General features: G+C 65.6%; 15 protein-coding genes. 10 read left to right on the forward strand and 5 right to left on the reverse strand.

The window, feature by feature from the left end; genetic code table 11:
- The first annotated feature begins 1 nt into the window (after nucleotide 1).
- The 4 genes from ACIBF5_RS07450 to tmk all read left to right on the forward strand — a co-directional run bounded on the left by ACIBF5_RS07450 (nucleotide 2) and on the right by tmk (nucleotide 3,398).
- The gene (locus ACIBF5_RS07450) at nucleotides 2-382 is read left to right on the forward strand and encodes a winged helix-turn-helix transcriptional regulator (protein WP_396809077.1); all 381 of its coding nucleotides are present in this window, start codon (nucleotides 2-4) and stop codon (nucleotides 380-382) included.
- 148 nt (nucleotides 383-530) lie between these two features.
- Nucleotides 531-1,331 (forward strand): hypothetical protein, encoded by an 801-nt coding sequence (locus ACIBF5_RS07455; RefSeq protein WP_396809079.1) that lies wholly within the window; start codon nucleotides 531-533, stop codon nucleotides 1,329-1,331.
- A 49-nt stretch (nucleotides 1,332-1,380) separates the two neighbouring features.
- Nucleotides 1,381-2,778, forward strand: a complete 1,398-nt coding sequence (locus tag ACIBF5_RS07460) for a B12-binding domain-containing radical SAM protein (RefSeq protein ID WP_396809081.1) — start codon at nucleotides 1,381-1,383, stop codon at nucleotides 2,776-2,778.
- The gene (gene tmk, locus ACIBF5_RS07465; protein ID WP_396809083.1) at nucleotides 2,775-3,398 is read left to right on the forward strand and encodes a dTMP kinase; all 624 of its coding nucleotides are present in this window, start codon (nucleotides 2,775-2,777) and stop codon (nucleotides 3,396-3,398) included. The genes ACIBF5_RS07460 and tmk overlap by 4 nt, the downstream gene beginning before the upstream one ends.
- On the opposite strand, the gene cyaB is transcribed toward tmk, so the two are convergent.
- From cyaB to ACIBF5_RS07480, 3 genes are all read right to left on the reverse strand, one after another.
- Complete coding sequence (gene cyaB / locus ACIBF5_RS07470; protein ID WP_396809085.1) at nucleotides 3,395-3,952, reverse strand: class IV adenylate cyclase; 558 nt, start codon at nucleotides 3,950-3,952, stop codon at nucleotides 3,395-3,397. The two genes, tmk and cyaB, sit on opposite strands and share 4 nt — an antisense overlap.
- 170 nt (nucleotides 3,953-4,122) lie before the next feature.
- Nucleotides 4,123-4,380 (reverse strand): hypothetical protein, encoded by a 258-nt coding sequence (locus ACIBF5_RS07475; protein WP_396809087.1) that lies wholly within the window; start codon nucleotides 4,378-4,380, stop codon nucleotides 4,123-4,125.
- Nucleotides 4,380-4,694: a DivIVA domain-containing protein gene (locus ACIBF5_RS07480; protein WP_396809089.1), complete on the reverse strand. Its 315-nt coding sequence runs from the start codon at nucleotides 4,692-4,694 to the stop codon at nucleotides 4,380-4,382. Before ACIBF5_RS07480 ends, ACIBF5_RS07475 begins: the two co-directional genes overlap by 1 nt.
- A 343-nt stretch (nucleotides 4,695-5,037) precedes the next feature.
- On the opposite strand from ACIBF5_RS07480, the gene ACIBF5_RS07485 reads away from it, so the two are divergent.
- The 6 genes from ACIBF5_RS07485 to ACIBF5_RS07510 all read left to right on the forward strand — a co-directional run bounded on the left by ACIBF5_RS07485 (nucleotide 5,038) and on the right by ACIBF5_RS07510 (nucleotide 11,070).
- Complete coding sequence (locus ACIBF5_RS07485) at nucleotides 5,038-5,919, forward strand: helix-turn-helix domain-containing protein (protein ID WP_396809091.1); 882 nt, start codon at nucleotides 5,038-5,040, stop codon at nucleotides 5,917-5,919.
- A complete protein-coding gene (locus ACIBF5_RS07490; protein ID WP_396809093.1) occupies nucleotides 5,916-6,119 on the forward strand; it encodes a DUF397 domain-containing protein in 204 nt (67 codons plus the stop codon). Before ACIBF5_RS07485 ends, ACIBF5_RS07490 begins: the two co-directional genes overlap by 4 nt.
- A gap of 41 nt (nucleotides 6,120-6,160) precedes the next feature.
- The gene (locus ACIBF5_RS07495) at nucleotides 6,161-6,361 is read left to right on the forward strand and encodes a hypothetical protein (RefSeq protein WP_396809095.1); all 201 of its coding nucleotides are present in this window, start codon (nucleotides 6,161-6,163) and stop codon (nucleotides 6,359-6,361) included.
- Nucleotides 6,362-6,736: 375 nt separating this feature from the next.
- A complete protein-coding gene (locus ACIBF5_RS07500) occupies nucleotides 6,737-7,366 on the forward strand; it encodes a Panacea domain-containing protein (RefSeq protein WP_396809097.1) in 630 nt (209 codons plus the stop codon).
- Nucleotides 7,353-7,763 carry a type II toxin-antitoxin system PemK/MazF family toxin gene (locus tag ACIBF5_RS07505; protein ID WP_396809099.1) on the forward strand — a complete coding sequence of 137 codons (411 nt, stop codon included), beginning with the start codon at nucleotides 7,353-7,355 and terminating at the stop codon, nucleotides 7,761-7,763. The genes ACIBF5_RS07500 and ACIBF5_RS07505 overlap by 14 nt, the downstream gene beginning before the upstream one ends.
- A gap of 217 nt (nucleotides 7,764-7,980) precedes the next feature.
- Nucleotides 7,981-11,070: a DUF3427 domain-containing protein gene (locus tag ACIBF5_RS07510; protein WP_396809101.1), complete on the forward strand. Its 3,090-nt coding sequence runs from the start codon at nucleotides 7,981-7,983 to the stop codon at nucleotides 11,068-11,070.
- Between the two features lie 64 nt (nucleotides 11,071-11,134).
- Here ACIBF5_RS07510 and ACIBF5_RS07515 read toward each other — a convergent pair whose 3' ends face one another.
- Both ACIBF5_RS07515 and ACIBF5_RS07520 read right to left on the reverse strand, forming a co-directional pair.
- Entirely contained in the window at nucleotides 11,135-12,085 is a 951-nt protein-coding gene (locus ACIBF5_RS07515; RefSeq protein WP_396809103.1) for a permease prefix domain 1-containing protein, read from the reverse strand.
- Nucleotides 12,082-12,423: a PadR family transcriptional regulator gene (locus tag ACIBF5_RS07520; RefSeq protein ID WP_121158692.1), complete on the reverse strand. Its 342-nt coding sequence runs from the start codon at nucleotides 12,421-12,423 to the stop codon at nucleotides 12,082-12,084. Before ACIBF5_RS07520 ends, ACIBF5_RS07515 begins: the two co-directional genes overlap by 4 nt.
- Nucleotides 12,424-12,437: the final 14 nt, after the last annotated feature.

A 12,437-nucleotide genomic window follows, 5' to 3' on the forward strand; every position in this document is an offset into this window, starting at 1 on the left:
CATGGCCACCCCCACAGCAGCCGACGACGGGTACGACGGCTACGACGCCTTGGTCGCCGACGTCTTCGCACGCGACTGCTCGTCCCGGCGCATCGTGGAGAACCTCGCCGGCAAGTGGGGCATGCTCGCCCTGGCCGCCCTGCACGAGGGCGCCTACCGCTTCAACGCGTTGCGTCGCCGGGTCGACGGGGTCAGCGAGAAAATGCTCTCCCAGACCCTTCAGGGGCTGGAACGCGACGGCCTGGTCCACCGGGACGTACAGGCCACCATCCCGCCGCACGTCGAATACAGCCTCACCCCGTTCGGCGAGCGGGTAGCCGCCAAGATCGTGGACCTCATCGAACTGGTGCAGGACGAGGTCAACACCACCAGCGCCCGCTAGGTTCCGCGTTTGCTGGGCAGGCGACGGGCGCAGGCTGGGCCTCCGGCAAGGTGATCTCGCCGAAATGTCGCTGGGAGTCGAACCGGTGAATGAGTCGTTATCCGGGTGATAATCACCGGGTCCGCATTCATGATCTTCGGAGGCCCTCGTGCACTTCGACTTCGTCATGACCGATCATCCGTCCTGGCATCCAACTCTCCATGGTCACCGCCGCCTAGTGGCCGACGACCAAGGCAGCGCCTGGTTGGCGACGATCATCGACACGCGGCTCACGTTGAGCCCATTGGCCGGCGCGACGACGCCACCCAGCCCAAGCGTGTACACGTCGCCTGCGGCTCTGCGTCGACCGTCACCCCTGGCCGCCCCACTCAGGACATTGGGTGTGGTCGCCCGCCTGCCTAACCCCAGCCTCTGGGACGCCGTGGCGACGGCCATCGTGCGGCAAGTAATCCGGGCCAGCCAGGCCAGGAAGTTGTATCGCGAATTCTCCCGGTCGTTCGGCTCCCGCATCGCGCTATCCGCCGACACCGACATTCATGCTTTTCCATCACCTGATCGTGTGCTAGCTCTGAGTGATGAAGACTTCACCGAGAGCGGTATGGCCTTCAAAAAGCGACCACTGCGCCTCGCTGCCGCAGCCTTTCTGGACTGCGGTACCACCTGGCTCGAACTCGCGCCGGCCGTCCTCGTCAAGGAACTCCAGACGATCGGTGGTATCGGACCATGGAGCGCCGGGGCCGCGGTTGCGGACTGGAGCAACGACTGGTCGCTCTACCCCTATGGCGACCTCGCCGTCCGGACCTGGGCACGCCAGGCCGCACCAGAACACCCATGGCCGTCCGACGAACCGGCGTTCCACCGCAGCTGGCAGCAGGTAACCGGTGACCACCTCGGGACCTGCACGCTCCTCACACTCGCCTGGGGAGTCCGCCAAGGAGCCGCCCTGTAGCCCGTTCATCCTCGGCGCAGACCAGGAACGGTCACTCGATCTACTCCTGGTGAACGCACCCCTGCGCGACTACCGTCTCCGGCCCCGCGTCAACGACTTCACCCTGCCCGTGCTCGGCATGGGCTACATCGCGACCTCCGCTGCCGCTGCAGGGTTCAACGTCGGCGTGCTGGATGGCGAGGCATTCGGTCTGGGCGTCGATCAGATCCAAAAGCTTGTGAACGACACCGCGCCCCGGTGGGTCGGCTTCAATCTGCTGGCGCCCACCTATGAGCTGAGTGCGCAGATCGCCGCTGGTCTCGCGGAGGAGATCAATGTCATGGTCGGCGGCCACCAGGCGAAGGCCATGCCCGGACCGATCCTCGCTGACAAACGCTTCCGCCACCTTCAGGCTCTTGTCCTCGGGGAAGGGGAAAGCAGGGTTGTCGAGCTGCTTCATGATCGCCGCAACAGGGGACAGCTACCCGGTGTGATGTGGCACGACCCGATCCTCAACCGGCCGGTCAGCGGCGGGATGCCGGGCACCGGCTTCCACCTGGCGCCCGATATCGACGCTCTTCCTTTCGTCGACCGTCACTTCTTCGCGGCGGACCCTTACCAACCGGCGGACGGCCCCTTGGAGGCCGCGATGGTAGGCGCTCGCGGCTGCCCCTACGACTGCTCCTTTTGTGGTGCTGCTGTCAGTGCGAATCCTGACGTCAGCATCCGCACCCGGACTCCGGAGAACATCATTGAGGAGATGGACGGGCTCCACGGCAGGTACGGGGTGTCTGCCTTCCGGTTTGTGGATGACCTGTTTCTGGGGTACGAGCGGTTCATCCAGCGATGTATGGCGGCCTTCAGCGAGGCGGGGATCGGCGACCGTTACGTCTGGGACGCGACAGGACGAATCAACGTACTCGCCCGGGTCAGCGACGCGCTCATCAGCATCCTCGCCGAGAACGGCTGCCGAGAGGTGGCGCTGGGTGTGGAGTCCGGTAGCGAGCGGGTGCTGGGCCACATCGGCAAGCGGATAAGCCCAGAACTCACGCGGCAGGTCGTACGGCGGCTGACCCGTCAGGGGATCAACGTCAAGGGCTATTTCATTCTCGGTCTACCGACCGAGAGTCGGGCCGAACTGGACGCGACCGTACGACACGTACACGAGCTGTGGCAGATTGCGGATTCCGGCGCTGGCTCATTCCGAGCGAGCGTGTTCGAGTTCCGGCCCTACCCCGGCACCCCCGAATGGCACCGGTTGATCGCGACCGGCCGTTACGACCCGGCGCAACTTCTCGGCTACAGCGCGGTAGACCTCACCGGGGACGGGCTGGACGACGCCATGCGCGAACGGGACGAGTTCAATTTTTCCGTCAACCTCCAGTTCGGTGAGGCAGACCTCAGCTACGTGCGCCGGAATCTGGTCGAGCTTGCTCGCCACCAGTTCGATCGGCACGGCGTGCGATGACGAATGGTGTCTTCGTCGTCATCGACGGACCGAGCGGGGTCGGCAAGACCACGGTTGTGTCCCTGCTCTGCACCCGACTCCGCGAAGAGGGGTGGCCCGTGCACCCCACCAAAGAGCCAACCCAGGACACGCTTGGAACCACCGCCCGGTACGGCACCGACAAGTACCGGGGTCCGACCCTGGCCTGCCTCGTGGCTGCCGATCGCTATCACCATCTGGAGCAGGAGGTGCGTCCGGCGCTGGCAGCAGGCAAGCTGGTCCTCTGTGACCGCTACCTGGCCACGTCATTGGTGCTTCAGCGTCTCGATGGTGTGGAGGCCGACTTCATCTGGTCGATCAACAGGTACGCCGATCGCCCAGACCTCACCTGCATCCTCACCGGTGACCCGGCGCTCTCCCGAAGCCGAGCCGCAGCGCGAGGCATCCACAGCCGGTTCCATCGCGGCGGGGAGGACGCCGGCCGAGTTGAACGGGATCTCTATCGCCAGGTGGCGGCTGAATTGGTCGATGCAGCCTTCGAGGTACAGGTACACGACGTCGGAGAGCAGACGCCGGACGAGGTCGTTGCGGCGCTCCTACCGAGGATCCGGGGATTGCACACCGCCAGGGCAGGCAGTTAGACCACCGCTGCCTGCGCGGCTCGTACCAGCGAGTCATACGTTTCGGTGCTGCGCATCAACTCAACGCCGAGTGAGCGCGCAAAGCTATCCAGTTCGTGCTGCACCTCGGCCCCTGACCGGGTGTCACTGACCATCGTCTCGATCTCCAAGAACGAACCAAGTCCGCGAACCTCGTCCAGACAGAGCGACATCGAGCCGAGCCGACCGGTGCGACGGTCCTTGACAATGCGCACCGTCGGGTAGAAACCCATCGCGACGATCGCAGCATGCATCTGTTCGCGCTCGGCAACCTCGGTCTCGTGTTCCATGCAGGCAAGCTCGTTGTCAACCGGCTGCTTCACGCAGAACAGATGCCGCCCGCCCTGGCTGCGCAGCCGCGCGAAGGCGAAGCCGGTCTTGCCCTGACCGTACGACCAGCCGCGCATCGCGTACGCCTGATCATCCTGTTCGACCGGGGCCGACAGCTCCACACCCCGATCCCGTAACGCGTCGATCATCGCGTCGGTGTCGCTGACCCGGTACTTGACCTCGATCTCGCGCACACCATCGCTCATGACGATCTCCCACCGGTTCGTCGCGCACCTTGCAGACCCGGGAAACCTAATCACAGCGCTCCAGATCGTTCCCGCCGACACACCCAAGTCGGGCGAATCGGCAATGGCTGGACAGGCGACACGGCCAGGACGAATTGCTGCTGGCGTCTCTGCCCCCCGACCCCGCCAGCTCACCGCTTGAGCCGGCGGGCGCAGGCGCCGTCGTGGTCGGCGCGGAGCAGGCAGCGCCGGCCCGCACCCAGCAACCGGTCACAGAAAACCCGATGATGTACGCGCTGCTCGTCCTCGTACGACACGGTGATCTCGCCGGGGTCGAAGAGCGGCAGCAGCCGCAGGGACCGCCCCATCACCCGGGCCAGCCGCTGAGCGCCGGCCAGGTCACGGGCAACGATCGGCAGGCGTACGACAAAACGCTCCCGCTGCGCCATCAGTAGCGCTCCGACACGTTCGCCGTACGCGATTGCCGTGACTGCCACTGGCGCAGCGCCGCCTTGACCCGGATCGTCTCGTCCCGACTGGCGGCCAGGTCGTCGTAGAGGCTGTTCAGATCGGTGGCGACCCGATCCAGGAACTCCTGCACCTCGTCCGGGTCGAGCCCACCCCGGCCGAACCAGCCGACGGTACGGAACCGCCGGGCGCGTACCTGCCAGGGCCGCAACGGCGGGCAGGAGGCGGAGCGGTAGTGCGTGCCCCCTCCCCCTCCTTGCCGCCGCTCACGGAACCGTGCCAACGCGTTGCGCATGCCTGTCGCCTGCCTTCCGGTCGGATCGGATCTCTGGAAGGGGTGGCCCACCCATCCGCCGCGAACGGGCGGGCCACCCCGCCCCACCACCGCAGCCTCGGGTCAGCAGTACGGCAGCAGGGCTGCTCATCGAGTCAGACCACCGGGATTGATCAATGCCAAATGATGATCAGCAATCCACAGTGGTCATCGTCCTGGTGGACATCCTGTGGCAGGATGATTCGAGAGCGCAACGTTTCATCAAAAGAATCCGCTCAAACACATTGACTTCTTTTACTGCAACCGATACGTGTTGCAAGAACGGCCAGACGAGTGTTGCAGGCTGGAACTGGGGAGCGTCCACATGCCAGAAGAGATCGGTTCGACCGTCCCGCGCCGCCAGCTCGGCCGGCTGCTGCGCCAGTACCGCACCGAGGCGCACGTGACGCTCGACGCGGCGGCCGAAGCCCTCGAATACAGCCGCCAGAAAATCTGGCGCATCGAGAGCGGCATGGGTGCCGTACGCGGCCTGGACGTCAAGGCGATGTGCGAGCTGTACAGCGTCGCCCCGGAGGTGACCGACGCCCTGCGCGGGCTCGCCTCGGAGACGAAGTCGAAGGGCTGGTGGCACGCGTACGGCGACGCCGTCCCGAGCTGGTTCGAGCTGTACGTCGGCCTGGAGTCAGCCGCGTCCCGTCTCCGTGGCTACGACGAGTCCCTGATCACCGGCATCCTGCAAACCAAGGAGTACGCCCAAGCCCTCTTCCGACCCCGTACGACGCTGAGCGACGAGGAACGGGAGCGGATGATCGAGGTTCGGTTGCAGCGACAAGCCCTGTTGACTCGTCGGCTGCCGAAGCCACCTCGGCTGGAGGCGATCCTCTCCGAGGCGGTGTTACGGCGTGGCGTCGGCGGCCCGCAGGTGATGGCCGCCCAGCTCAGGCACCTGCTACAGGTGGCCGAGCTGCCGAACGTGCTGCTGCGGGTGATGCCGCTGGCCGCCGGGCCGCACCCCGGCGCGGTCGCCGGAACCTTCATGGTCCTGGACTTCCCGCCCGAGAAGGGCCGCGCTGTCCCCGAGCCCTCCATCGTCTACAGCGAGTCCCTGACCGGGGCGCTCTACCTCGACAAGCCCGATGAACTGGCCGCCTACGAACGGGTGTGGAACGGCTTGGCCACGCTGGCACTCGATGAGGGAGAATCGAAGCGCATGATCCACCGGCTCGTTGGGGAGATGGCACCATGACTGACCTGAGTGGCGCGCACTGGCGCAAGAGCACCCGCAGCGGCGACAACGGCGGCGCCTGCGTAGAAGTCGCCACCAACCTCCCCAACCTCATCGCCGTACGCGACAGCAAAGACCAGGCTGGCCCCACCCTGACCTTCACCCAGAACCAGTGGACCCAGTTCGTCGCTAGGGCTAAGGCCACCAGCCTCACCAACTGATCCGCGCGACCATTGTCCCCCGCTCGCACACACCGGTCTACGTGCAGCTCGCCGACCTGATCCGCGCGCGCACCGAGTCCGGCGAACTGCCGCCTGGAACAAGGTTGGCGAGCGAGGCACGGCTGGCCCAGGAGTACGGCATCGGCAGCGAAGCCACACGGATGGCGGTGTCGCTGCTCCACTCCGAGGATCCGTCAGCACCATCCGAGGCCACGGAGCCGCGTACGCGGCGACCAGGCTGACTCACCCAAATGCCAACCGACAGGACGTCTCCGACAATAACGTCCCGGGGCTGGCGCGCTCGTATGACGACACGCGGCCGAGCCGGTCGACCCCATACGTCGGCGCGCTCAATTAAGGGCACCACCCAACGTCGGCGGGAGCGATGTCTCAGCTGATTCGAGCTTGAGTATTCGGACATACGGCACTTGGCTCGGTCTGACACCAAGCAACTGAGCCTGACGCGGATCATTGCGTTCCCAGCCAACACAAGCCCACTCCGCGTGATGATCTTGTACACAAGCCTGGCGAGTCACTAGGACATGTGTTCTAATACATATGGTTGATGCTTGTGTCAAGCTGGAGATGAGGTAGAGTTGGTCGAGATGGTAGAGCCCTTGACCCAGCCGTCCGCCTCGCCTCGTACGATCACGGCGTACCTGGCGACACTCAGGCTTGCCCGGGAACGGGGCTACATCATCACTAGACTGAAGATGGCAAAGCTCCTATACCTCGCCGACCTTGCCGCCATACGCAAGGGAGATGATCCTATCTCGGGCGTGGAGTGGAAGTGGCTAAATCACGGCCCATTCAATAACGCCCTTCAGTTTCTCGAAAATGATTTAGCAAGAGACGGGATCGTTCAACTAGACCCGTATTACTTCGGTTTCCAAGTCCGCCTAGTTGGCGACCTGCCAGGCTACGACATGCCACCGGAAGAACTGGCAGTCTTAGAGGGCATTCTTAGTGAGTTCGGAAACGTCGCAGCATCGAGCCTCAAAGACCTGAGCTACCAGACGCCACCGATGGTCGATGCGCTACAACGCGGTCAAGGTGTCGTTCTCGACCTGTCACTTGTGCGCCCGCGACCACGACTCGCCGGGCTGACGAGACGAATGTCGGCAGTCCTTCGACGGCTTCCCGAACAGGAAACCGATCCAGGCGTCTTCCAGGAGATTGAGCGGGAGATGGACGAACTGGCCAATGCACGTCGGCGGGCGACCGGAGATCTAGTTGTCGACGATTAGCAAGCCTGTCATCAATGGCGGGATCTATTACGTTAAAGACTCGGTCATCACGCTTCCCTCGAACGATGACCGTCAATACCATGAGGAACGGCGGCCGGTCGTCGTCCTGAGCGGCCCCAACACCAACAGTTTCGGCGGATGGCGCACCGTACTGGTAGCGCCAATCTCATCCTCGACATCGCTAAAAACCAGTTATTGCGTGAAACTCAGTGCAGGCGAGGGCGGCTTATCGAAAAAGTGCTGGGTGCGCGTGATAGCCGTACAACCATTACTGAAGTCTGACCTGGAAGACCGCTTAGGCGTTCTTGCCGCCGAACGTCTCGAAGAGATACAGGCACGACTCTTCCAGTACATGGGCATGCACATAGAAGAGCTAGACGAGATTGAGTTCCAGTAAGGAAAATCCACGGTACCCCTGCCGGCAATTGAATCGGTAACGAGTCTCCGAAGTTGCCGGCACGTTGTTGCCAGAAATCACTCGGCCAATTACCCCAAACACTGCGAAGGCGCCGGCCGGCAGGCCGGGCACCTCCCCGCCGCAGCAACGCAGCAACATAAATTATTTAGCCTCAACCGGGACAGCGGGTGGGCGTACGGGTGGTTAGGTTGCTGTCGTGACGGAACTGGGGCGGGGGATCTACGAGCACCTGATTACCGGGGAGCTGGCACAGCAGCTTCGGTTGATCGGGCCTGAGCTGGTGGAACGTACGGAGTTGGATCCGGCTGAGGCGCACGGGGTGCTGGCCCGGCACATCGCCGCGTTGACCAGTCGCGCGCTGCGGGCGGTCCCTGGCTCGGACAAGGAGAGTCTGGCCCGGCAGGTGGCGATCGCGAACCAGATCGCCGAGGCGATCGAGCGGATCAACCCGGAGGCTGTCGACGCCGCCGACCAGGTGAGCGACGCCCGGAAGCTGCTCACCGCGATCGCGGACCCGCCCGCCCCACCGGCAAAACCGAGCTTTCCCGTACGTCCGAGGACTCCACTGTCGACCGGGGCGCTGCTGGTCAACGGGCGGGGTCAGCCGCGCATCGGGCACGAAGTAGCAACCGAGATGGCGTCGGCGGAGCAGGTCGACCTGCTCTGCGCGTTCATCAAGTGGTACGGGCTGCGCCTCATCGAGCGCCCCATCCGCGAACTGATCGACCGTGGCGGCAAGCTCCGGGTCATCACCACCACCTACCTCGGTGCCACCGACCAACGAGCGCTGGACCGGCTGGTCGAGTTGGGTGCCGAGGTGAAGGTCTCCTACGAGACCAGGACCACCCGACTCCACGCCAAAGCGTGGCTCTTCCGGCGTGGCAACAACACCAGCACCGCGTACGTCGGCTCTTCGAATCTTTCCAAGGCTGCCCTGGTCGACGGCCTGGAGTGGAACATCCGGGTCTCGAACCTCGAACAGCCGACGGTCATCGACACGTTCGAGGCGACCTTCGCCGACTACTGGGGTGACCCGGCGTTCGAGGACTACCAGCCGGGGCGGGACGGCGAACGGCTACGCCGGGCGCTGCGCCACGAAACCGGTGGTAGCGGGCTCACCGAACCCGACATCGAGATCACCAACATCGACGTCCGGCCGTACGGCTACCAGCAGGAGATCCTCGCCGACCTTGCCGCCGAACGGTTCGTGCACGGCCGGCACCGCAACCTGGTCGTGATGGCGACCGGCACCGGCAAAACCATCGTCGCCGCGCTCGACTACCGCGAGCTGCGCCGGAACAAGACCGTCGAGTCGCTGCTCTTCGTCGCCCACCGGGAGGAGATCCTGCGGCAGAGCCGGTCGGTCTTCCGGCACGTGCTCCGCGACGGCAGCTTCGGCGAAGTCCTGGTCGGCGGCGAGCGGCCGAGCCAGTGGCAGCACGTCTTCGCCTCGATCCAGTCGCTGCAACGCCTCGACATCGACCCGACCCGGTACGACATGGTGATCGTGGACGAGTTCCATCATGCCGAGGCGCCGACGTACGCGCGGCTGCTGGAACAGTTGCGGCCTCGCGTACTCCTGGGACTGACCGCGACCCCGGACCGGGCCGACGGCGGCGACGTGCGCCGCTGGTTCGACGGGCAGACGGCCGTTGAGCTGCACCTCTGGGAGGCGCTGGAGCGGCAACTGCTCGCACCGTTCCAGTATTTCGGGCTCCACGACGAGGTGGACCTGTCGACGCTGGCGTGGAAACGCGGTCAGGGTTACGAGACCGCTGACCTCCACCGGGTCTACACCGGCAACGACGCCCGCGCCCGCACAATCCTGCAAGCCGTACGCGACAAGGTCGACGTCAACAGCATGCGGGCGCTCGGATTCTGCGTCAGCATCGGGCACGCCGAGTTCATGGCCGACTGGTTCACCCGGGCCGGCGTGCCCGCACGGGCGGTGACGTCGCGGAACCCCACCCACCGCCGCGCGCTGATCGAGGCTTTCAAGAGCGGCGAGGTACGGGTCCTCTTCACCGTCGACCTGTTCAACGAGGGCGTCGACCTGCCGATGGTCGACACGATCCTGATGCTGCGTCCCACCGAGAGCGCCACCATCTTCCTCCAGCAACTCGGCCGGGGGCTGCGCCTCGACGACAACAAAGCCTGCCTGACCGTGCTCGACTTCATCGGCGGGCAGAACGCCAACTTCCGCTTTGACCTCCGCTGGCGGGCGCTGACCGGGGTCAGCCGACGGGCGGTCGAAACCGCCGTACGCGAAGACTTCCCCACCCTGCCGAGCGGCTGCCACATCGAACTCGACCGGGTCGCCAAGGAGATCGTGCTGGCGAACCTGCGCAACGCGCTGCCGAACACAAACAAGAACCTGATCGCCGAACTGCGCCAACTCAAGAATGTCAGCCTCGCCGAATACCTGCGGGAGACCGGCCTGGAGGTCGAAGACCTCTACCGCCGTAAGAACCTCGGCGGCTGGTCCGGGCTGCGTCGCGCCGCCGACCTGGACAGCACCGCACCCGGCCCCGACGATGCCGTACTCGGCGCGGCCATCGGCCGAATGCTGCACCTGGACGACCCGGCCCGGCTCGACCTGCTGCGGCAGATCGCTTCCGGTGAGGTGCCCGCTCCCGGGCGGCTGGCCGACCTGATGCACCTCAACCTCTGGGGGCCGAAGGTGCCCGCCTCCGAACGGGAGCAGCGGTTGGCCCGGCTCTGGTCGCTGCACCCGGACCGCCGGGCCGAGTTGGGGCAGCTCTACGAGGTGCTGCGGGATCGGATGCACCGGGTCGTCGGACCGCCGGTTTCTGCCGTCGTGCCGCTGCGGGTGCACGCCCGGTACAGCCGCAACGAGGCGTTGGCGGCGTTCGGCGTACCGGACCCGGAGTTGGTACGCGAGGGCGTGAAGTGGGTCGAGGCGGAGCGGGCGGACATCTTCCTCGTCACCCTGCGCAAGTCGGAGAAGCACTACTCCCCCACCACCATGTACGCCGACCGGGCCATCACCCCGGAGCTGTTCCAGTGGGAGTCGCAGAGCACCACCTCGTCGGCATCCCCGACCGGTCAGCGCTACGTCAACCACGCCAAGCGCGGGTCGAGCGTGCACCTGTTCGTACGCGAAACCAAAGACCGTGACGGCGACCTGGGGGTGCCGCCCTACCTGTACGCGGGCCCGATGACGTACGAACACCACACGGGCGACCGGCCGATGCGGATCGTCTGGCGCCTCGACCAGCCACTACCGGCCGGCATCTTCCACGCCGCCCGGGTAGCCGCCGCCTGACACGACGGCCGTCGGCCCGGCGCGCTGGCGGGCGCGCCGGGCCGGTGCTGTGTGGCGAGTGCCGTCAGGCGTTGTGGCGGCGGATCTTGCGTGCGCTGTCCACCGTGTCCCGGATGAGAATGGCTGCGACGCTCACGACGCTGATGCTGGCGACGGTGTCGAGGTTGTCGCCCGTGCTGAGCCATTCGAAACGCTCCACGAAGGCCGGGCTGAGCAGCCGGTCGGTGACCAGCAGCCAGAGCGCCGGCACCGCGAACGCCAGGTTCAGCAGGACCTTGCCGGCAAGGAGCGGCCAGGTCCACTGCCCGACGCGGTACTTCACGACCTCGAAGACCATGCTGACGACCAGCACGGCGATGAGAACCGGCAGCCAGGACGTCCAGAGCGCCGGGTCGATGATCGGGATGTTGGCACCGTCCCCGGTCTCCACCCACGACCGGAAGTGCTGCAGAACCAGGTAGCCGATGAAGACCGTGATGGCGACGACCGAAGCGATGGTGTCGGCAAGGGTCACCTGGCGGTTGACCGGGACGTCGGCAAGGTTGTCGACGTTCCAGTCGGGCAGGTTCACCGCCGGGCTGACGCGCTCGAAGATGGCGAAGGTCAGGGTGATCCAGAAGGCGATCTGGACCGCCACCTCGATCGCGGTTCCGATCCCGGTGCCGATGGCCCCACCGATCGATTCCCCGTCGGCCACGTCGACGACCGCGACGACGGTGCCGACGATCGCCGGGACGAAGGAGAGCAGCAGACGCAACAGCCGCCGCCAGACCAGGTAGTAGGTGGGGCCGATGAGCTGCAACCGGTGGTTGGCGTAGCGGGCGGCGAGCCGCTCGGGGTTGCCGAGTTCGGTGAGTACCTCGCGCTCGGCGGCGACGGGGTCCTGCCCGTTTCCGGTCCGGTCCTCGATCATGTCTTCGATCGAGCCGCGGAGTTCGGCGGCGATCTCGTCGCGGCGTTGGGCCGGCACCGAGTTCAGGGTCGCGGCGAGGTAGCGGTCAGTCAGGGAACTCATCGGTCCACTCCTTCAATCAGCCCGGTCATGGAGGTCTGGATGGCCGCGAGGTCGCCGAGGAGTCGGCCCAGGATGGACTCGCCCTCGTCGCTGGTGCGGTAGAACTTGCGCGGCCGGCTCTCGTCGGTGTTCCACTCGCTGGTCAGCAGGCCCTGCTCTTCGAGCCGCCGGAGCAGCGGATACAGGGTGTTGGCGTCCACGGGAAACCCGTGCTCCGTGAGTCGCTGGAGCAGTGCGTATCCGTAGTCGGGTCGGCGCAGCGCGACGAGGCTCGCCGCGACCACGGTGCCCCGCCTCAGCTCCTGGAGGTGTGTTCGCAGGATGTCGTCGTTCGCCATGTGTCACACCATAC

Origin of the sequence: Micromonospora sp. NPDC050417 (assembly GCF_044458865.1) — a bacterium.
GTDB lineage: Bacteria > Actinomycetota > Actinomycetes > Mycobacteriales > Micromonosporaceae > Micromonospora_G.